This is a genomic window from Marixanthomonas spongiae (assembly GCF_003095375.1).
Classification (GTDB): Bacteria; Bacteroidota; Bacteroidia; order Flavobacteriales; family Flavobacteriaceae; genus Marixanthomonas; species Marixanthomonas spongiae.
Map to the genome: position 1 here is coordinate 485,281 of NZ_QEHR01000001.1, position 20,750 is coordinate 506,030.

The 20,750-nt window shown below is 39.5% G+C and carries 16 protein-coding genes; 10 read left to right on the forward strand and 6 right to left on the reverse strand.

Annotation, left to right across the window (positions count from 1 at the left end; all coding sequences use genetic code 11):
- Positions 1 to 36 precede the first annotated feature (36 nt).
- A complete protein-coding gene (locus DDV96_RS02310; RefSeq protein WP_133240799.1) occupies positions 37 to 1,179 on the reverse strand; it encodes a hypothetical protein in 1,143 nt (380 codons plus the stop codon).
- 260 nt (positions 1,180 to 1,439) lie between these two features.
- On the opposite strand from DDV96_RS02310, the gene DDV96_RS02315 reads away from it, so the two are divergent.
- The 9 genes from DDV96_RS02315 to DDV96_RS02355 all read left to right on the forward strand — a co-directional run bounded on the left by DDV96_RS02315 (position 1,440) and on the right by DDV96_RS02355 (position 12,612).
- Positions 1,440 to 2,537, forward strand: a complete 1,098-nt coding sequence (locus tag DDV96_RS02315; protein ID WP_116693108.1) for a diphosphomevalonate/mevalonate 3,5-bisphosphate decarboxylase family protein — start codon at positions 1,440 to 1,442, stop codon at positions 2,535 to 2,537.
- Between the two features lie 121 nt (positions 2,538 to 2,658).
- Positions 2,659 to 3,597: a mevalonate kinase family protein gene (locus tag DDV96_RS02320; protein ID WP_116693109.1), complete on the forward strand. Its 939-nt coding sequence runs from the start codon at positions 2,659 to 2,661 to the stop codon at positions 3,595 to 3,597.
- A gap of 22 nt (positions 3,598 to 3,619) precedes the next feature.
- Entirely contained in the window at positions 3,620 to 4,534 is a 915-nt protein-coding gene (locus tag DDV96_RS02325; RefSeq protein WP_116693110.1) for a geranylgeranylglycerol-phosphate geranylgeranyltransferase, read from the forward strand.
- A 123-nt stretch (positions 4,535 to 4,657) separates the two neighbouring features.
- Positions 4,658 to 5,539 carry a pseudouridine synthase gene (locus DDV96_RS02330; RefSeq protein WP_116693205.1) on the forward strand — a complete coding sequence of 294 codons (882 nt, stop codon included), beginning with the start codon at positions 4,658 to 4,660 and terminating at the stop codon, positions 5,537 to 5,539.
- 384 nt (positions 5,540 to 5,923) lie between these two features.
- Positions 5,924 to 7,324, forward strand: coding sequence for an arginine decarboxylase (locus DDV96_RS02335; RefSeq protein WP_116693111.1), 1,401 nt, complete (start codon positions 5,924 to 5,926; stop codon positions 7,322 to 7,324).
- Positions 7,314 to 8,249: an agmatinase gene (speB, locus tag DDV96_RS02340; RefSeq protein ID WP_116693112.1), complete on the forward strand. Its 936-nt coding sequence runs from the start codon at positions 7,314 to 7,316 to the stop codon at positions 8,247 to 8,249. Before DDV96_RS02335 ends, speB begins: the two co-directional genes overlap by 11 nt.
- The gene (locus tag DDV96_RS02345; protein ID WP_116693113.1) at positions 8,239 to 9,216 is read left to right on the forward strand and encodes a deoxyhypusine synthase family protein; all 978 of its coding nucleotides are present in this window, start codon (positions 8,239 to 8,241) and stop codon (positions 9,214 to 9,216) included. Before speB ends, DDV96_RS02345 begins: the two co-directional genes overlap by 11 nt.
- A gap of 3 nt (positions 9,217 to 9,219) precedes the next feature.
- On the forward strand, positions 9,220 to 10,749 hold the full coding sequence (locus DDV96_RS02350; RefSeq protein WP_116693114.1) for a bifunctional GNAT family N-acetyltransferase/carbon-nitrogen hydrolase family protein: 1,530 nt from the start codon (positions 9,220 to 9,222) through the stop codon (positions 10,747 to 10,749).
- Positions 10,750 to 11,049: 300 nt separating this feature from the next.
- Complete coding sequence (locus DDV96_RS02355; protein ID WP_116693115.1) at positions 11,050 to 12,612, forward strand: YncE family protein; 1,563 nt, start codon at positions 11,050 to 11,052, stop codon at positions 12,610 to 12,612.
- 71 nt (positions 12,613 to 12,683) lie between these two features.
- Here the strand turns inward: DDV96_RS02355 and DDV96_RS02360 are convergent, their stop codons facing one another.
- Both DDV96_RS02360 and DDV96_RS02365 read right to left on the reverse strand, forming a co-directional pair.
- Positions 12,684 to 14,072 carry a glycosyltransferase 87 family protein gene (locus DDV96_RS02360; RefSeq protein ID WP_240607657.1) on the reverse strand — a complete coding sequence of 463 codons (1,389 nt, stop codon included), beginning with the start codon at positions 14,070 to 14,072 and terminating at the stop codon, positions 12,684 to 12,686.
- 111 nt (positions 14,073 to 14,183) lie between these two features.
- Positions 14,184 to 15,308: a TolB family protein gene (locus DDV96_RS02365; protein WP_116693117.1), complete on the reverse strand. Its 1,125-nt coding sequence runs from the start codon at positions 15,306 to 15,308 to the stop codon at positions 14,184 to 14,186.
- A gap of 32 nt (positions 15,309 to 15,340) precedes the next feature.
- On the opposite strand from DDV96_RS02365, the gene DDV96_RS02370 reads away from it, so the two are divergent.
- Positions 15,341 to 16,579, forward strand: coding sequence for a M20/M25/M40 family metallo-hydrolase (locus tag DDV96_RS02370; protein WP_116693118.1), 1,239 nt, complete (start codon positions 15,341 to 15,343; stop codon positions 16,577 to 16,579).
- Here the strand turns inward: DDV96_RS02370 and DDV96_RS02375 are convergent.
- The 3 genes from DDV96_RS02375 to DDV96_RS02385 form a co-directional block, all read right to left on the reverse strand.
- Positions 16,576 to 18,066, reverse strand: coding sequence for a cellulose synthase family protein (locus tag DDV96_RS02375; RefSeq protein WP_116693119.1), 1,491 nt, complete (start codon positions 18,064 to 18,066; stop codon positions 16,576 to 16,578). The two genes, DDV96_RS02370 and DDV96_RS02375, sit on opposite strands and share 4 nt — an antisense overlap.
- Positions 18,063 to 18,758, reverse strand: coding sequence for a glycosyltransferase family 2 protein (locus DDV96_RS02380; protein WP_116693120.1), 696 nt, complete (start codon positions 18,756 to 18,758; stop codon positions 18,063 to 18,065). The genes DDV96_RS02375 and DDV96_RS02380 overlap by 4 nt, the downstream gene beginning before the upstream one ends.
- An 88-nt stretch (positions 18,759 to 18,846) precedes the next feature.
- Positions 18,847 to 20,748, reverse strand: a complete 1,902-nt coding sequence (locus tag DDV96_RS02385) for a 4Fe-4S binding protein (protein WP_116693121.1) — start codon at positions 20,746 to 20,748, stop codon at positions 18,847 to 18,849.
- Positions 20,749 to 20,750: the final 2 nt, after the last annotated feature.

Below are 20,750 nucleotides of genomic sequence, written 5' to 3' on the forward strand. Positions count from 1 at the left end.
TGTAGATATAGGAAAGTTACACATTTTTTTGCTTTCTTAATTTTCTTTTTCAAATTTTACCCATTCGGTTCCGTTGATTTTATTGTCAATACGCGGATCGAACAGCGAATTGTCCGTCCCAAAATATTCGCCATTGTTGTTTACCCAATAGTATTTGCTTCCGGCCTGTACGTTGTAATGTTCTCCCGTATTATGATTGCCTATAACCGTACGCTCTCCGATTGTATTGATAGTTTTTGAATGTCCGTTGCTATTAATGTTACTTCGTTTAAGGAATCCTGCGTGACTGATGTCGGATATTTCACTATAGGTTTTAGCAATTGATTGAGAGGCATTGCCCCGTGCTTTGATTGCTGCCATACGTTGTTGATGGGCTGTGTTTCTAATATTGGCGCGGTTTATCTCATTTTGATTATGGACAGCTATATATTTTGGATTGTATTCCATATTTTCCAATCCATATAAAAAAGCTTTTTTGGCTCGTTGGAAATCTTGAGAAGGGGCTTGCAAAAATTTTCCATAAAATCCCCAATTACTGCCTAATTGAGATTGATCATTAAACACATTCAATACTGTTATATACTTCATCCCTTTCGTATCTTGCCACTCCATGGCATAGGCCTTTGTGGATTGTTGGGAAGGGGCATATTGCCACAATCGGGTGCGAAATCCGTGTGTGGTTTGGGCAACCTTCGGCACCTCATAGGTGGTAAGCAAGCTGCGGTTTGTTTGTTGTGCAACAGGCATAAAAAACTCGTCTATAATTTGTTGCAATTCCATTGGGTTGCGTGTATTGCCGCTATATTGCCCATAAGGGGTCCCGTACATAAAATGTTTGCCAAACTCACCGCTAACCTTAATATCATTAGAGCCTTTGAAAGTCCATTCGCGATCGTTATAGATTTGTTGCCAATCACTTGGAAACGGGATGGTGGCCGAAACCATTCCGGTTTTGGGGTCACGTATCTCAAAGAGGCGAATGTCTTGTTGAATACTTTTCGGGTCACTTGGGTTTTCAGCTTTCTTAGAAGCCGTGCCTTTTCTCCTGTTCAATTTTGTTTGTTTGGGCTCATGCTGTTTCTCTAAGGCGACCTCGTTTACCGGTTCATCGGTTTTTGAAGTATCCAACAGGCAAGATGAAAGAAAAAAGGCGACAACGAGTACAAGTAGTGTTTTCATATCAAGCTTATTTGTTTCTAATGAATCATCGTAAACAAATTGATTTGTCATCACAAAATGAGCGGCAGTTTTTTACGATATACTAAAAAACGCCCCTAATAGCAGGGCGTTTTCGAACCACTCCAATTCTCCTCACAACAGGAAATGGCTTTTTAAGTATTGTTGAAACATCGTTTTGTTTACAATATGTCATCACATATTTTTTATTCTTTTATCACATAGTGCATTTACCTATATTTGTTTTCTGAAAAATCATTTTGATGACCGAAGCCGATTTCATCCCAAAACCTTACACCAAAACCCTTGAAAAAGGCAGTGTATCCTACCAAAGCCCAAGCAATATTGCTTTGGTAAAATACTGGGGAAAATATGGCGAACAGTTGCCTAAAAATGCTTCCATCAGTTTTACATTGAGTAATTGCTATACGAAAACAACACTTTCCTATCAAAAACGCTCTTTGGCTGAAACTTCGGAGCATAAGGATTTTGATTTTGAAGTTTTTTTAGACGGAAAAAGGGAAGAAAGCTTTGAACCAAAAATTGAAAAGTTTTTTGAACGGATTGAAAAATACGTCCCATTTCTGAAGGATTACAAATTTAAAATCGAAACCACCAACAGTTTTCCGCACAGTAGCGGAATTGCCTCTTCGGCCAGCGGGATGAGTACATTGGCGTTGTGTTTGCTTTCCATTGAAAAACAACTGGTTTCAGAAAAAATACCGCAACAACTTTTCAACAAAAAAGCTTCCTTTTTGGCTCGTTTGGGTTCCGGCAGTGCGTGCAGGAGCATTGCAGGCCCGCTAATGGTTTGGGGGGAACACCCAGACATTGACGGAAGCACTAATTTATTCGGAACAAATTATCCTTTTGAAGTTCACGATACTTTCAAAAATTATCAGGATACCATCTTGTTGGTCGATAAAGGTGAAAAGCAAGTGAGCAGTACTGTTGGGCATAATTTAATGCACGACCATCCGTTTGCCGAACAACGTTTTAAGCAAGCCAATGACAATCTTTCAAAACTCATCCCGATTTTAAAAGAAGGTACTATTTCAGAATTTATTAAAATCGTAGAAAGTGAAGCCTTGTCCTTGCACGCAATGATGATGACGTCGATGCCTTATTTTATTTTAATGAAACCCAATACGCTCGAAATTATAAACCGTATTTGGAATTTCAGAAAAGAAACAGAAAGCAACGTTTGTTTTACGCTGGATGCAGGCGCCAATGTTCACGTTTTATATCCTGAACCCGAAAAAGAAGCTGTTTCAACGTTTATTGAAACGGACTTAAAACAATTTTGTAAAAACGGGGAATACATTCATGATCACACTGGCGAAGGAGCAATTGCGCTGTAAAAACCACTGTAATTGTTTGATAAAGCATATTTTATAAAAAAATTCAGAAAATATTAACGCTCCCTTTATATATTTGCATGACCGAATTGAAATCGGTACATTTAACCATTAACGAAACCTTATGCACGGTCCCCTGTTTTATTCAAAAATCCTATTGTTCGGTGAGTATGGAATTATAAAAGATTCTAAAGGCTTGTCCATCCCGTATAACTTTTACAATGGCGCCCTTAAAATCGATGAACACAAAACCATCCACACCAAAAAGAGCAACGATGGTTTATTGCGGTTTGCCAAATATCTGGAAACGCTTCAAAACGAGAATCCAGAGCTGGTAACCTTCGATATTGAAAAATTAAAAGCCGATGTGGCAAATGGACTGTATTTTGACAGCAGTATTCCGCAAGGTTACGGCGTAGGCAGCAGTGGTGCTTTGGTTGCGGCCATCTACGATAAGTACGCAAACAATAAAATTACCGTTCTTGAAAACTTAACCCGCGACAAACTGTTGCAGTTAAAAGCCATTTTTGCCGAAATGGAGTCGTTTTTCCACGGAAAATCGTCTGGGCTGGACCCTTTGAACAGTTATTTAAGCCTACCTATTTTGATTAACAGCAAAGACAATATCGAGCCGGCGGGCATCCCTTCGCAAACCGAAGACGGTAAAGGAGCTGTTTTTCTGTTGGATAGTGGCAGTACGGGAGAAACCGCACCCATGGTTCAGATTTTTATGGAAAACATGAAGCAAGAGGGTTTTAGGAGTATGGTAAAAGACCAGTTTGTAAAACATACCGATGCTTGCGTACACGACTTTTTAAAAGGCGACGTAAAATCCCTCTTCGGAAATGTAAAACAGCTTTCAAAAGTGGTGCTGGACAACTTTAAGCCGATGATCCCAAAACAATTTCACACCTTGTGGAAAAAAGGGATCGACACCAACGCTTACTACCTAAAACTTTGTGGCTCTGGCGGTGGCGGTTATATGTTAGGTTTTACCCAAGACATCGATAAGGCGCGCCAAGCCTTGAAAGACTATAGATTGGAAGTGGTGTATAACTTCTAAATATATTCAACCCACATACCTTATGTTAAGTCGAAAACAAAAACATTTTCTACTAAAGGTTTTCAGTTTGTTTTCGGTGGTTCGTGGTTATAACATTCTTATAATCATAATTGCACAATACTTAACTTCCATCTACATTTTGGCGCCCAATTTACCGGTAAAACAGGTTTTACTGGATGTTAATTTGTTGATGCTGGTATTGGCTTCGGCGGCCGCAATTGCGTCTGGCTACATCATCAACAGTTTTTACGATAGCGAAAAAGACTTAATAAACCGGCCACGAAAAACCATGCTCGATCGGTTGGTGAGCCAACGCACCAAACTTTCGGTGTATTTTATATTGAATTTTTTTTCGGTCATTTTTGCCAGTTACGTTTCGTTTAGGGCCGTACTATTTTTCTCCATGTATATTTTTGTGCTTTGGCTGTATTCGCACAAGCTGAAAAAGTATCCCTTTATCGGCAACATTACGGCAGCGATCTTGGCGGTTATCCCTTTCTTTGCCGTATTTATTTACTATCGAAATTTCGATTTGGTGATTTTTGTGCACGCCACCTTCTTGTTCCTGCTCATTTCCATGCGCGAACTGGTAAAAGACCTCGAAAACATTAAAGGTGACTTGGCACAGAATTATCATACCATCCCTGTAGTGTATGGTGAAACCATATCGAAACGAATGTTGACCCTCATGTGTCTTATTGCTTTTATCCCCGCGCTGTTGCTTATTTTTAAATTTCCAATTGGGTACATGAATTATTTTTTCTTCGGAAGCATTCTGGCACTGTTGTTTTTTTTGTTCATCCTTTGGAAATCGAAACGAAAACTACACTACATCGTGCTGCACAATATTCTTAAATTCATTATTGTAATCGGTGTGTTCAGCATTGTGTTGATCGATGTCGATTTATTGCTCAACCGCTTCCTTTTGAAAATTTAACACCACGGATTTTTGGCTATTGTTATTTGAAAACCAAAGCCTTTGCCTACCTTTGCAAAAAATTTGAGAACCTCGCCTTTATCACAGGCATTAAAAAATTCTAGATTAAATCTGGAAATGAATATGAGCAGAAAAGACAATAGCGGAAAAGGAAAAACTACCAATAAAACAGGCAAACCTTCTGGACGCGGTGCCGGAAACACCCGAAAACGAAGCAGTGCACGAGGAAACGCCCCTTTAAGTAGAAAAAAGCCTACCGTTAAAAAAGAAAGTAAAGATGGTAAAACCAACCATCAGAAAAACCCCGATGGCATCCGTTTAAACAAATACATTGCCAACAGCGGCATTTGTTCGCGAAGGGAAGCAGACACCTACATTAAAACCGGCTTGGTATCGGTGAACGGAAAAATCATCAACCAGATGGGCCATAAAGTTCAGTTAAACGATGATGTTCGTTTCGATGGTCGCCGCATCAACCCAGAACCAGACACGTATATTTTATTGAACAAACCTAAATCGGTCGCTACAACAACCAGCCAAAGCAAAGGCCTGACCGTAATGGATTTAATCTCAAACGCTACTACAGCTAGCGTAAAACCAATTGGTCGCTTGGGCAGAAATGCAACCGGCCTATTGCTGTTTACCAACGACGATAAACTGGTTAAAAAACTGCACAGCAAAGGAATGCCACGACTATTTCACATAGAATTGGACAAAAATCTTAAAGCTTTTGATCTTCAAAAAATAGAAGAAGGCTTAACCATTAACGGCAAAACCGTCGAAGTAGAAGAAATTAGCTATGTTGAAAATTCGCCCAAAAAGGAAGTAGGTTTAAAAATTAAAAATATGGGCAACAGCATTATCCGTGATATTTTTGATCACTTAGGATACGATGTAGTGAAGGTAGATTGTGTAACTATTGCACACCTAACTAAAAAAGACCTACCGAGAGGCCGCTGGAAAATATTGACCAAAAAAGAGGTTGAGCTTTTTAGCATGATGTAGTAAATTACTGATAATTAAAATATAGCACCTCTTTTTACAGAGGTGTTTTTTATGTTAAATTTTTACTGAAATAATTTCACATATTAAAAAATAAATTACATTTGCCGCGCATTTAGCTGAACAAATTGAACCGTGTTTCTGTGTTCGGGTTTTTGAAAATTAGGAAGTCATATTCAAAAACAGGTTGCCAGGCAACCAACCGAAATTTAAAGCTAGCTTCCGCTCTACCTTTAAAACCTATAACAGGTTTCTCACAACGTTTGGCCTACTGGCTCAACCCCATCCGTATTTGAAAATTCCGTTAATTTTTTGTTATAACGCTCATTTTTAGAGCATTTCAACTAATTGATTTATAATTTTCATGTCTAAACGTTACAAACTAAGATGAATACCAAATACATCGATCTTATCGATCAGACCTATTATTTCCCACAGGAAGAGTTCGCTTTAAACGATAACAAAACGCTTAATTTTCATGATATTGACTTAATGAAGTTGGTTTCAGAATACGGCGCGCCTTTAAAGTTCACCTATCTTCCTAAAATTTCAGAAAACATACAACGCGCCAAAAAATGGTTTGGCGAAGCTATTGAAAAACACAACTATCAAGGCAATTACAACTATTGTTATTGCACAAAAAGTTCGCATTTTAAGCATGTTTTGCACGAAGCGTTGAAAAACGACATCCATATAGAAACTTCATCGGCTTTCGACATCGATATTGTTGAAAATTTAAAAGCCGAAGGGAAAATCAATGACAACACTTATGTAATCTGCAACGGTTTTAAGCGGGAACAATATATCCTCAACATCGCACGATTGATCAATGAAGGGCATAAAAACTGTATTCCCGTAATCGATAATTATGAGGAAATTGGGTTGCTATCAGAGCAAATCGATGGCAAATACAAAGTGGGCATTCGCATCGCTTCGGAAGAAGAACCCAAGTTCGAATTTTACACCTCTCGTTTGGGCATAGGCTATAAAAACATTGTCCCCTTTTACGAAAAACAGATTAAAGACAACAAAAATGTTGAGCTTAAAATGCTTCATTTTTTCATCAACACCGGAATTCGCGACAACGCTTATTATTGGAACGAATTGCTTAAATGCTTGACCGTTTATACCAAGCTGAAAAAAATCTGTCCAACCTTGGACAGCTTAAACATTGGCGGCGGATTTCCTATAAAAAACTCCTTGGCTTTTGAGTACGACTATCAATATATGATTGATGAAATAATCAACCAAATAAATAAAACTTGCGCTGAAGCCGATGTGCCCGTTCCTAATATATTTACAGAGTTTGGCAGCTTTACAGTAGGTGAAAGTGGCGGCGCTATTTATGAAGTGTTGTATCAAAAACAACAGAACGATCGTGAAAAGTGGAACATGATTAACTCCTCTTTCATTACCACCTTGCCCGATACTTGGGCCATTAGCAAACGTTTTATCATGCTGGCCATTAACCGTTGGAACGACGAATACGAACGCGTGTTATTGGGTGGATTAACTTGCGACAGCGACGACTATTACAACAGCGAACAACATATGAATGCTATTTATTTACCAAAATTCAAAAAAGAAAAACCATTGTATATCGGTTTTTTTAACACCGGAGCTTACCAAGAAACCATTGGCGGGTTTGGAGGCCTGCAACACTGTTTGATCCCTTCGCCAAAACATATTTTAATTGACAAAGATGAAGATGGAAACATCACGTCTAAATTATTTTCACAACAACAAACAAGCGAACAATTGCTAAACATTTTAGGTTATGAGCACTAAAACGTATGCCGGGATCCCACAAAAATATGCGGCCCTGGAAACTTCAAAAATCGTATTAATTCCTGTTCCTTACGATGGGACCAGTACGTGGCAAAAAGGAGCCGATAAAGGCCCTGAAGCATTTTTACATGCTTCGGAAAATATGGAATTGTATGATATTGAAACCGAAACTGAAGTCTATAAACAAGGAATCTATTTAAGCGAACCCATTACAGAAAACGCTTCCCCTGAAGCCGTAGTGAAGGCAGTTCACAAAAAAACGAAAGATTATATCCTTCGGAATAAATTTGTAACGGTTTTCGGTGGTGAACATAGCATCTCGATCGGCACCATCCGTGCGTTTAACGAATGTTTTGACGATTTGACCGTGCTTCATATCGATGCACACGCCGACCTTCGAAAAGAATATGAAGGTTCAAGCTGCAACCACGCTTGTGCGGTGTACGAAGCCAGCCAGACTACCAATTTGGTGCAAGTAGGCATTCGCAGTATGGATGTTGCCGAAACAACGGTAATGGACCGCGAGAAAACGTGGTTTGCCCATGAAATGGCCACAGACGAATATTGGATGGACAACGTAATGGAAGCATTGGGCGAAAACGTATTTATTACCTTCGATTTGGATGCGTTTGATCCTTCCATCCTACCTTCAACCGGGACACCGGAACCAGGCGGACTGTTCTTCTATGAAACGCTGGAGTTTTTAAAGCAAGTATTTGCAGAGCGCAATGTAGTTGGGTTTGATATTGTAGAGTTATGCCCAAATCCAGAAGAGAAATCTTCCGACTTTTTAGCGGCTAAATTATATTACAAAATGCTTAGCTATAAATTTGAAGGAACAGAACAAGAAGACGAATTTGAAAGTAATTTCACCGACTCAAAAAAAGGAATTTCAAAATTTAACAACACCGAAGATGAGTACTAATAAAGGAGCGATTTCAGAATTTATTCAAAAATATTATTTGCATTTCAACGCTGCAGCTTTGGTAGATGCCGCCAAAGGCTACGAAGATCAATTGAACAACGGTGCTAAAATGTTGGTATCGCTGGCCGGGGCGATGAGCACAGCCGAATTGGGCAAAATATTTGCTGAAATGATCCGCCAGGATAAAGTGCATATCATTTCTTGCACCGGTGCAAACTTAGAAGAAGATATTATGAATTTAGTGGCGCACAGTCACTACAAACGCGTACCGAATTACCGTGATTTAACCCCAAAAGATGAGTGGGATTTACTGGAAAAAGGACTTAACCGAGTAACCGACACATGTATTCCTGAAGAAGAAGCTTTTCGAAGAATTCAAGAACACATAGTGAAGATTTGGAAAGAAGCCGAAGCCAATGGCGAACGCTATTTACCGCACGAATATATGTACAAATTACTTTTAAGTGGCGTGTTAGAAGAACATTACGAAATCGATTTAAAAGATTCTTGGATGTATGCTGCTGCAGAAAAAAACCTGCCTATTGTTTGCCCAGGTTGGGAAGACAGCACCATGGGGAATATTTTTGCCAGTTACGTTTTAAAAGGTGAGCTGAAAGCTTCCACAATGAAAAGTGGTATTGAGTATATGACCTTTTTGGCAGATTGGTACACCGATAATTCAGAAAAAGGGATTGGTTTCTTCCAAATAGGCGGTGGTATTGCCGGTGATTTCCCTATTTGTGTCGTACCGATGTTGTATCAAGATATGGAACGCACCAACACGCCATTTTGGAGTTATTTTTGTCAAATTTCAGATTCTACAACCAGCTACGGAAGCTACTCAGGAGCGGTCCCAAACGAAAAAATCACATGGGGAAAACTGGATATTGACACACCAAAATTCATTATAGAAAGTGACGCTACTATTGTCGCCCCTTTAATTTTCGCATACCTGTTGGATATGTAATCTATGGAAAACAAAATTGAAAATATAGAATTAAAATTCTTAACGCTTAAAGATTATGAAGCGTTAAAAAAGGCAACACTCCAGTCGTATGGCGGGTTGCCAAATTCCTATTGGAAAATTGAAGAAATTGGCAACTTAATTTCCCTTTTCCCCGAAGGCCAAGTGGTCATTATGGCCGATGGTGAAATTGCAGGTTGTGCCCTCTCGATTATTGTAGATTATGATACCATTGAAGACAATCACACCTACGATGACATCACCAAAGACCCCACATTTAAAATTCATGACCCCAACGGCGATGTGCTTTACGGAATCGACGTATTTATCCATCCCGATTACCGCGGACTTCGCTTAGGCCGCAGATTGTACGATTACCGAAAAGAACTGTGCGAAAACTTAAACCTGAAAAGCATTGTATTTGGTGGCCGAATGCCCAATTATCACAAACACGCCGACACTATTTCGCCTAAAAAATATTTGGAAAAAGTACGGAGCAAAGAAATTGAAGATCCAGTACTTAACTTTCAATTGTCGAACGATTTCCATCCGCTTCGGGTATTAAAAGGCTATTTGGAAGGCGACGCTGCATCGGGCGAATATGCGGTCTTAATGAAATGGGACAACATCTATTACACCAAACCCGAAAAAAAGCCCACCACAACCAAAAGCGTGGTGCGTTTAGGGCTTATACAGTGGCAAATGCGCTCGTATAACGGTATGGAAGACCTTATGCACCAAGTAGAATATTTCATTGACAGTGTAGCTGGCTACCGAAGCGATTTTGCCGTGTTCCCCGAGTTTTTCAACGCTCCGCTTATGGCAGAATACAACCATTTGAGCGAACCGGAAGCCATACGGGAACTGGCCACCCACACTGCTGAAATCACCGAACGGTTATCAAAACTTTCCATTTCGTACAACATTAATATCATTTCCGGAAGTATGCCAGAAGTGGTAAACGACAAACTGTATAACGCAGGCTATTTATGCCGTCGCGACGGAAGCGTGGAACGCTATGAAAAACTGCACGTGACCCCTGATGAAGCAAAAGTTTGGGGCATGCAACAAGGCAGCACGCTTAAAACATTCGATACCGATTGCGGAAAAGTTGGAATACTGATCTGTTACGATTCTGAATTTCCTGAACTTTCACGGCTTTTGGCCGATGAAGGCATGGACATCTTATTTGTCCCTTTTTTAACCGATACCCAAAATGGTTATTCCAGAGTACGATTGTGTGCTCAAGCGCGTGCTATTGAAAACGAATGCTACGTGGCCATTGCCGGTAGTGTGGGTAACTTACCGAAAGTACACAATATGGACATTCAATATGCGCAATCGGCTGTGTTTACGCCTTGTGATTTTGCTTTTCCCAATAACGGTGTTAAAGCCGAAACCACCCCAAATACCGAAATGATCTTGGTTGCTGATGTAAATCTGGATTTATTACGGGAACTGCACACTTTTGGAGCTGTAAGAAATTTAAAGGATAGACGGAAGGATTTTTACATTCTAGATCGGGTAACCAAGTAAACCCTAAAAGACTAAAATATTAAACTTCTATACATCCACTACAAAAAACCACAAAATTATTCCTTGGATAAATCGAGAATAAAATCCTTCGATGTTAGGCAATATCCTATGAGAACCAAGAGAACGCAATAAAAGCAGATGGCTATAACGCCTATTAGCCCAGCGGAAATTATCGAGTAATTATATGGGTAAATATAGTAGTCTACTAAACTTTTTAAGCTGGCCCGTGCTCAACTAAAAACTTATCTTTAATTTGTGCACCACAAGCCAAACACAAAACCGTAACCCATAAAAGACCTTATGAGCCAAAAAATATCGCTTTTAATAGCAGTTCTCCTCTTGTTTTCGTGCCAAAAAAATGATGATGACGCAGATCAAACCATAGCTTTAGATGATATTGAAGTTCAGATCCAGAACCCTTTAAATTTTGAAAATGTTTTTCCGGGAGAAGAAGTGTATTTCAGAGGGGTTGTAAGTACAGATAAATCTTCAGACCTTACAAATTTAAAAGCCAGTTGGACCAGTGATAAAGACGGGTTGATTTTTGAAGATAATATAACTGAAGATGGTGAAACTTCATTTACTACTTCGACATTAAGCAAAAACATCCATCATATTAAATTAAATATATTCAATGAGGTTGACTCCAGTATAAGTGATTCCATTGAAATTTACAACGCAATTAAGCTGTTCCCTATTGAAAAAACAGATCATTCTTCTACCTTAACGTGGTCTTCCCTGAAAGACCCTCAATTTCAATCTTTCAAATTGTACAGGTCCAGGTATAAAAGCAACATATTACAAGGTGAGCCTATTTTTGTGACCACCAATATCGAGGATACTACATTTGTAGATACCACCGCTTTGTTAGGCGAAAAACACTTTTATAAAGTAGTCTTAAATAGAGCATCTCAAGCACCCGATAAATTTGAAAGCAATATAGAGTCCATCCAAACCGGAAAGTTTATAAAAAAAGATTATCCTATTCTTAAAATCGTAACAGATACAACTAGGAATTATGCTTATGGAATTGTAAACCTTCAAAGTATATATGACACCAATGGAACAGGATATGGGTTGATTTTTATTAACCTAAAAAACTTTTCTGTTGAAAACAGAATACTTCAAAATATTAGATTCAGTGATTTAGATATAGCGTCATCGGGAAATTATTTATATCTGGCAGCCAGAAGCAATACTGTATATAAAGTGAATTTAAACACTAAAAATTTAGAATCCACAATCACGTTGGCTAGAAGCGCCCATAAAATTGAAGTTGGTAACAACGGTAAATTGTATTATCACGTTACACCACCTACAAGCGGTGCTACTGTGTTTAGAATTTATGATCTCGATAATAACATAAACCTGCCTTACCGTACCACTATTCCTGACGCTGACGCAAGTTTTAGTCATGGTGATTTTGAAATAGATGAAAACAACATCCTCTACCACGGTGAAAGCAACTCTTCTAGTTCAAAATTGTCAAAAATTGGCACAACAGACAATACTTTCTCCCTTATTAATCAATGGGACAGCAATGATTATCAATCTGCCAAGATTGTTCTAAATAACAATAAATTGTACTGGAATCAATATTTGCTGGATTTAGATTTAAATATTCAAGGGACTTTTCAAAATAATTCCGGTGATATAAACATACAAGATGTTTCTCCAAATGGAGACACTGTGTTGGGGTGGCGAAATTTATTTAATAGTAGCGACCAATCAATCATCAAAGAAATTCCAGCCATTTTTAACAGTGGTGTATTTATTAACAACTCGCAATTATTGCTTTATAAAATCGACGACCCTCTTTATCAGCAGTATGAGAGCACTATTTATCTGTACAGCTTTGATTAATTGAATAGATTCCTAAAACGAGACATTTTATTTAGATTCAGTTACAAAATAACACCTTGAACAAGAACCATCTACAACTTCAGCTTATTGGCATTAAATTTATTTTCCTCAACTTTAAAAAACAATATTTCCCAAACCGCATACCCAATTACCACGATATATTCCGTAGCTACCAACCAGAGGTTTTCTTTAAACCCATCGGGGCCGTATGCGCTATAACTCAGTATCACGGCTGCACTCCAAACCACAGGGAATCGGTATTTGGTAAATAGACATAAGATTAAAGGTGTCGCAACATACCAAGGATGCACCGTCGTGGAAAGCAAGAAGTAAAATGAAACACCAAAGAGCATCGTCGTCATTAATTTGGGTAATGTTTCATTTCTTCGGAAAAAGGCAAGAACCAATAAAAAAGCCATCACGATTAGTGGCATTATTTTACCTACCGTACCAATAATATTCCATCCCACGGTTTGAAAACCAACCCAGCGGATGATGTAATACACACTGGCGTTAAACTCAAAATTTTGAAACCATAAGGCGATGGTTGCTGAAAAGTTCTGAAGAAATTCTGAAGAAAGGAATGGTAAGAAGGTCACCAATACTGTTAGCAAACAAACAGCATAAAATAAAATCAAATTTGTCATTCCGAATGGAATGAAACGTAATGAAAAATCTTTTTTGTTTTTTAGAAAGTAATTAAAAAATAGTGGTAAAAACAACAGCGGCAACAATTTAACTGAAACAGAAACACCTAACAATACAGCAGCCCAAAACCATTTTCCCTTGAATAACAAATACAATGCCCAGACCAAAAAGAACAGCATCACACCTTCAAAGTGCAGGTTTCCGGTGAGTTCAATAATGATAAACGGGTTCAGGAAATACCAGAAAATAGTATGTGGATTCAGATTCAGATTCTTTAACAGTTTTCTTCCGAAGTAAAAGACTCCTACATCTGCCAAAATCATAATAATCCGTAATACTACGACCGAACCGAGAATACTGTTTTTACCAAAAAGAGCTGCGATTGCAAAGAACAATTGATTAACCGGCGGGTAATTACTGAAATGACTGGCGTTTAGAGCGCCCATTCCGGCAATTAACTCACTGGCTTCGACTCCGTTCAACCATCTTGGTAAGCTCAGCAAGCCAGAGATACCTTCGGTGTACATTTCAGGAGTAAATAAATACGGATTTATCCCTTGCAACAACAGTCGCCCATCCCAGATAAAACGGTAAAAATCCTGTGACAGATTGGGGATTGCTATTAAAAACACCAATCGAAACGCAATTCCGAATCCGAACAGCACCCAAAAATTGCCTCTTGTGATTTGAATGAGTTTGTATGCTAATAAGAATAAGGCTCCATACAGAGGAAGTAGCTTTGCAAAATTACTCCGGTGCAAATCGTACCCAAAACTGGCGTATAAAGCCACGCTTATGACAGCGAAAAGCAAGGGTATTTTATATAGTTTTAGAAAACTCGACACCTATTTTATGATTGGTTTGAGAGCAAGGTACAAAACCTCAAAGGTTTTTAAAGCCTTTGAGGTTTATTGAATGTTGCCTTAATCTTGCCACTCTGCAATAAACAGATTGGTATCCCGAGTGCCACCGTTATTTCTATTGGATGAAAAAATCAAGTGTTTCCCATCGTTTGAGAAAACCGGAAAGGCATCAAAAGTTTTACCATGCGTAACCCTTTCGAGGTTCTTTCCATCGATATCGATTAAATATAAATTGAACGGAAAGCCACGTTCTGCTTCAAAATTACTGCTGAAAAGTATTTTCTCGCCGCTGGGATGAAAAAACGGTGCCCAATTGGCATTTCCAAGATTGGTCAATTGGCGCAGGTCGCTACCATCTGCATTGCAAATGTACAGTTCCATCTCGGTGGGTTGTACCAAGCCTTTTGCCAATAAGTCTTTGTATTCTTTTATTTCAGCATCTGTTTTGGGGCGCGATGAACGAAAAATTAATTTACTACCATCGGGTGAGAAAAATGCTCCTCCGTCATAACCTAATTCGTCTGTAATTTGCTTTACCCCGCTTCCGTCCAGGTTCATGGTATATAGTTCCAGATCGCCGCTTCGGTCGCTGGTGAATACTATTTTATCGCCTTTTGGTGAAACGGTTGCTTCGGCATCATAACCGGGTTCGTCGGTTAATTGAGCCGTGATGTTTCCTTCAAGATCGGCCACAAAAATATCGAAACTGTCATAGACCGGCCACACGTATTTTCCGTTGTTGCGCAGCGGAACTTCAGGACATTCTTCATCTTTTAAATGCGTGGACGCATATACAAAATGTTTGTTATCCGGCAAGAAATAAGCACAGGTCGTCCGTCCTTTTCCCGTACTAATCATAGGTGGTTGTTTGTCCTTAAACGTTTCATTGGCATTCATCAAGAACATTTGGTCGCATTGAACACCCCAACCTTTAAAATTGGATTGAAAAATTAGTTGTTTGTCATCAAAACTCCAGTAGGCTTCGGCATTGTCACCGCCAAACGTTACCTGTCTGAGCGACTTAAAGTGTTTTTCTTCAGGGTAAATAAGACTGTCGTTTTGCTTTGAAATATCATTTTCAGAAGTTTCAGTTATAGCGTTGTCAGCATTGGGTTTTTTTTCTTCTGAAGTATTTTTACATGAAATTAATAAGACGATAGTCATTAAAAGGGCAATAATTCTCATAATTCAGTTACTTTTGTTGCAAAAATAAGGATATGCGCGCATTATTTATACTATTTGTAACTACAATCGCCTTTTTTTCGTGCAAAGAAGAAAAGCGGAAACCGGTTTCCATGAAAGAAGACGTCACCATTCTGGCAGATGACACCTTCAATGGCCGCCGCACGGGCACCGAAGGCGAACGAAAAGCAGCCGATTACATTATAAAACGGTTTAAAGACATCGGTTTGCAACCAAAAGGCTACAAAGGCCATTTCACTCAGACGTTTAGTTTTCGTGCGAGCAACGACCCGCATAAGGAAGCAGAGTTTACCTCGAAATCTGACAGCACCACAACCGGAACCAACGTTATTGGCTACATAGATAACCAAGCAGAAACTACCGTAATTATAGGGGCACATTACGACCACTTGGGAATGGGCGGCGAAGGTTCGTTGTACCGAGAAGGCAAAGCCATCCACAACGGCGCTGATGACAATGCCAGCGGTGTTGCCGTGATGTTGAAACTTGCTGATTCGTTGATCACTTCAGCTCCAGCCAACAACCAAAACAATTATCTTTTTATCGCATTTTCAGGCGAAGAAGAAGGGTTGTTGGGTTCTAATTATTTTGTAAAAAACCCAACTATTGACACTAAAAAAGTAAGCTATATGATCAACATGGACATGGTGGGCCGGTTGAATGAAAAAAATACCTTGGCAGTTCACGGCGTGGGAACTTCGCCGGTTTTCAAACAGGTGCTTTTTGCCAATAATGACGAAAACCTCAACATTGTGGAACACGAAAGCGGCGTGGGGCCTAGCGACCATACGTCGTTTTACTTGGCTGATATCCCGGTGCTGCACTTTTTTACGGGACAGCATGAGGATTATCACAAGCCCGGTGATGATGCCGAAAAATTGAATTACGAAGGAATGCGGAAAATTTTGAATTATATTTTTGCTATCATTTCAGACTTAAACGATAACGGACAATTGACTTTCACCAAAACCAAAAATGAAAGCGAAGTAGTGCCCGACTTTAAAGTAACCTTGGGCGTAGTGCCCGATTATTTATTTGATGGCGAAGGGATGCGCATTGACGGCGTGAGTGAAGACCGCCCCGCACAAAAAGCAGGGTTGCAGAAAGGCGATATCGTAAAAAGAATGGGCGAACACGACATAAGCGATATGATGAGCTATATGAAATCGCTTTCAAAATTTGAAAAAGGGGAAACCGCTATCGTTACTGTTGAAAGAGATGGTAAATTAATTGAAGCTAATGTTACTTTTTAAGCCCTACTCAACAAACTCTTAAAAAACACAAAGCCAAAGCCTACAAAAAGCATCAAGTGGAATGGAAAGAGCCCAAAGTCGCCGTCTTCTTTTCCCACTACAAAAGCACTGTACATCCCAAAGGCGAAATAGAGCATTAAAATCCCTTCAATAATCGTGTTTGCCGAAAAATTCTTGGTCAGGTATTTATTGCCTTTCCAGCTTTGTTTCAACGTGGAAATATTGAATTTAGGCGTTCTTATAAAGTCACTCTTTTTACCAAAATGTCCTTCTAACACCGCAACAGAATTATGCACTGAAAAACCCATTGCCACCGAGAAAAAGGTAAAGAACATCCCAATGTATTTCAAGAAGTTTTTAAATCCGCCGCCATGAATTTTTGAATACGTAAGCCAATAGCACATAAAAAAGATAACGGTACTAAAAGCAAAACCGGCCAACACATAAAAAACCACAGCCCATTCAGGATGCGCCGCCTTGATATAGAGCATCGGCACGCTTAGAACGGCCACGGTCAGGATCAACAAAAACATACTGCTGTTCAACAAATGGAAAAAGCTGTGGAATTTTGTTTTCCATGAAACCGTTGGGTCTTTTAACAACCTCCAATATAACTTCTGAAAATTCTCGGCAGCCCCTTTGTTCCACCTAAATTGTTGTGATTTTGCGGCACTGATCACCACGGGAAGTTCGGCCGGGGTTTCCACATCTTCCAGGTATTTGAATTTCCATTTTTTTAATTGCGCGCGGTAACTTAAATCTAAGTCTTCGGTGAGCGTGTCGCCTTCCCAATTTCCAGCATCGATAATGCACGTTTTCCGCCATACGCCAGCGGTACCGTTAAAATTGATAAAATGGTTTCCGAAATTCCTACCTACCTGTTCCAGTACAAAATGAAAGTCCAATGCAAACGCCTGTATCTTTGTGAGCAACGAATAGTTTCGGTTAATGTGACCCCAACGGGTTTGTACCACGCCAATTTTTTCATCTTTAAAATAAGGAACGGTCTTCTGCAACCAGTCTTTCTTCGGAAGGAAATCGGCATCAAAAATGGCAATAAACTCGCCTTTTGCTGTTTTCAACCCTTCTTCTAATGCTCCTGCCTTAAAGCCAGAACGCACTTCCCTGCTCAAATGTTTAATATCCAAACCAGATTGTTGCAGTTTTTTTATGTGGGCCGCGGTGGTTTCAAACGATTCATCGGTGGAGTCGTCTAATACTTGAATTTCCAACTTATCTTTTGGATATTCTAATTCTGCAATGTTATTCAACAGACGTTCCATTACATACAACTCGTTATAAACGGGCAATTGTATGGTTACAAAAGGAATTTCTTCAGGGTTTGAAAAATCGAAAACCGGTTCGGCTTTTTTGTGTTTTTTTGCTCTTAAGTAATTGACAAACAAATTAAGCTGCGCCAATGCATACAAAAAGATAAGCAACAAGGCTAAGGAATAAATTACGACGATGCTTATTTCGATTATCATTTTTTAAAGCTGTATTTAAAGATCCAACTTAGGATTTTCACGCCGGCAAATATAGCACCTTTTACCGTTCCTGAAACTTTTGAAACGCCAATTCTGTTGCGATAATGCACCGGAACTTCTTGGTAGGAGTACTTTCGTTTTAAGGCCTTTAACTGCATCTCCACGGTCCAGCCGTAGGTTTTGTCTTCCATTTCAAGTGCCATTAATTTGTCATATTTTATGGCTCTAAACGGTCCCAGATCGGTGAATGTTGAATTAAAAAACAACTGCATTAACGAAGTTGCCAGCCAGTTGCCAAACTTCTGGGGAAAGGTCATAGAACCGTCTTCCCGTAATCGTTTTACCCGTGCCCCGATTACAAAATCGATGTTATCTTCAACAATTGGCGCAACAATTTTTGAAAGCTCCTCTGGGTAATCGCTGTAATCGCCATCCAAAAACACGATGATATCGGGCTGGCTGGTTTGTCGGGCAATGTAGTCCATTCCTTTCAAACATGCGTGCCCATAGCCTCTTTTTTCTTCGGAAAGAACCGTGGCGCCGGCTTTCTTGGCTACCATTTCGGTTTCATCGGTAGAATTATTACTGACAACTATAATTTCTGAAACTTCTTTTGGAACATCACCAATCACCTTGGCAATGGAACCGGCTTCGTTATAAGCGGGAATTATGACTTTTATACTAGTGGGCATGCTGTTTATTAAAGTTGCGAAGATGATAAAAATTTAGCTATTCCTTAAACCTCACAAATTTTAGATACTTGTGAGGATACTGATAAACTTATTTTCCATTAACATATTCCATTAAATCCACATCGTTCCCTAACAATACTTCATTACCTTCGATACGTCCTTTTCGGGGGCCATCTTCCAGTTTTAAAACGCCGCGCGGGCAGACGGCGGAGCAAATTCCGCAACCCACACACGAGCTTCGCACGATGTTTTCTCCTTTTTGAGCATAGGCTTTTACATCGATTCCCATTTCGCAATAGGTGGAACAGTTACCGCACGAGATACATTGCCCGCCATTGGTGGTAATCCTGAAACGTGAAAACAACCGTTGTTGAAAGCCAAGAATAGCGGCCATAGGGCATCCAAAACGGCACCAGACCCGATTTCCGAAGATAGGGTAAAACCCAACCCCAATCACCCCACTGAATATGGCGCCTATTAAAAACCCATAGGTTTGCCGCAATTGATAGGCATCGAAAAAGAACAGTTTCCCTGGCGAACTGAAATAGGTGAACAATAAAATAGAAATTACCACTACAAAATATCCAACAGCGCCATATTTGGCATCTTTAGCCAATTGTTCTCTTCGGAACAACATAACACCACCAAAAACTACTGTGAGCAAACCGATAACAAACCAAACGAAAAATTCTTTCGAGATCCACAGGTTATCAAAAAACGACGTTTCAGTTGTATCGGCAATTGTTATGTATTCTTTAGCTGCAGAATCTACTATTAAGGAAGCGCTGAGTCCGTTTTTTAATCTGTTAAGGGCACTTTCATTTTCAGTTTCAGAAACAACATGAAATGGAATGTTTACCCCTTCGGTATTTTCTAAAACAGGGGCTTTCGCAGCATCTTCTTTATTTATGAAAATAACCTGACTCGCTTTTGCTTTTTGAGCTGCCAAAATACGTTCATAAATGGGTTTCCCGGCGGGATCGCTCATAAAAACAGCTTTGTTTTCCAAGTTGCTCCACTCACTAATGGATTGCGATTCGTTGCCTTGCAAGTAGCTGAACACAACGGCTGTGGTCATCACCGTTACAAAAACCACCACGCTATGTACAACCCAACGCTCTATTTTCCAAGCGACCATGCGTTTATCGGAAAGGTGTCGGAAAGGATCGCCAGCGGTTTCGGCCAAGCCACCGCATCCACAGACCCAAGAACAATACCAGCGTTTTCCGTACTTATAGGTTAAAATAGGTGTAATAACAAAAATTGAAATCACTCCGAAGATGAGCATAATCAACCCCACATCGCCGGCACTTAAAAATTCACCAATTTTATAGCCTGCAAACAGATCGTAATTAAGGGGCCAAACGTTTTTAAAATCGTAATACGGTTGGTTTAGGCGCACTAATATTTCAGGAATGACAAAAGCGAAACTTAACTGAAAGAACATCACTGAAAATGTTCGAATTACTTCGTAGCGGTTATGGCGGTATTTCCAGATAAATTTTACTCCAAAAGCTAAAATGGCCAACGTATATAAAGTCCCGTACAAAAACCATTGACTGGCCGGATTGCCGCTCAAGAATTTGCTCAACGGGTCGAAAAGTGAAATCACCCCTGTGTTATCGCCCTCTTTTACCAACCCTAAATACTGCGGAAACCAATACAATACCACATAAAAAAGTGTCAAGGTAATGCCCAAAACCCAAGCCCAAAACCCACGAGAGGTTAGCGATTTAAAATACACGCCATCGTTTTTTATCCCTTCGTGTTTAGATAAGTATTCTGCTTTGGCAAACCAAATAGTACCCGCTGCGATAGCGAGTAACGAAATTGTCAACCACAACGTTTTATTAGGAAAATTAACGTTAAATAAAGCTAAAAACAAAACCAAAAGCCCTGCCAAGCCAATAAAACTGGCTATTTTTTGTTGAGTATTGATTGTTTTTGGTGGTTGGCCTGTTAGGCTCATATTTCTTTGAAAAGTGCTCATAA

Excerpts from the sequence above, each read along its gene's own strand:
- DDV96_RS02310 (WP_133240799.1), bottom strand. The coding sequence starts at position 1,179 with ATGAAAACACTACTTGTACTCGTTGTCGCCTTTTTTCTTTCATCTTGC.
- DDV96_RS02315 (WP_116693108.1), top strand. The coding sequence starts at position 1,440 with ATGACCGAAGCCGATTTCATCCCAAAACCTTACACCAAAACCCTTGAA.
- DDV96_RS02320 (WP_116693109.1), top strand. The coding sequence starts at position 2,659 with ATGCACGGTCCCCTGTTTTATTCAAAAATCCTATTGTTCGGTGAGTAT.
- DDV96_RS02325 (WP_116693110.1), top strand. The coding sequence starts at position 3,620 with ATGTTAAGTCGAAAACAAAAACATTTTCTACTAAAGGTTTTCAGTTTG.
- DDV96_RS02330 (WP_116693205.1), top strand. The coding sequence starts at position 4,658 with ATGAGCAGAAAAGACAATAGCGGAAAAGGAAAAACTACCAATAAAACA.
- DDV96_RS02335 (WP_116693111.1), top strand. The coding sequence starts at position 5,924 with ATGAATACCAAATACATCGATCTTATCGATCAGACCTATTATTTCCCA.
- speB (WP_116693112.1), top strand. The coding sequence starts at position 7,314 with ATGAGCACTAAAACGTATGCCGGGATCCCACAAAAATATGCGGCCCTG.
- DDV96_RS02345 (WP_116693113.1), top strand. The coding sequence starts at position 8,239 with ATGAGTACTAATAAAGGAGCGATTTCAGAATTTATTCAAAAATATTAT.
- DDV96_RS02350 (WP_116693114.1), top strand. The coding sequence starts at position 9,220 with ATGGAAAACAAAATTGAAAATATAGAATTAAAATTCTTAACGCTTAAA.
- DDV96_RS02355 (WP_116693115.1), top strand. The coding sequence starts at position 11,050 with ATGAGCCAAAAAATATCGCTTTTAATAGCAGTTCTCCTCTTGTTTTCG.
- DDV96_RS02365 (WP_116693117.1), bottom strand. The coding sequence starts at position 15,308 with ATGAGAATTATTGCCCTTTTAATGACTATCGTCTTATTAATTTCATGT.
- DDV96_RS02370 (WP_116693118.1), top strand. The coding sequence starts at position 15,341 with ATGCGCGCATTATTTATACTATTTGTAACTACAATCGCCTTTTTTTCG.
- DDV96_RS02375 (WP_116693119.1), bottom strand. The coding sequence starts at position 18,066 with ATGATAATCGAAATAAGCATCGTCGTAATTTATTCCTTAGCCTTGTTG.
- DDV96_RS02380 (WP_116693120.1), bottom strand. The coding sequence starts at position 18,758 with ATGCCCACTAGTATAAAAGTCATAATTCCCGCTTATAACGAAGCCGGT.
- DDV96_RS02385 (WP_116693121.1), bottom strand. The coding sequence starts at position 20,748 with ATGAGCACTTTTCAAAGAAATATGAGCCTAACAGGCCAACCACCAAAA.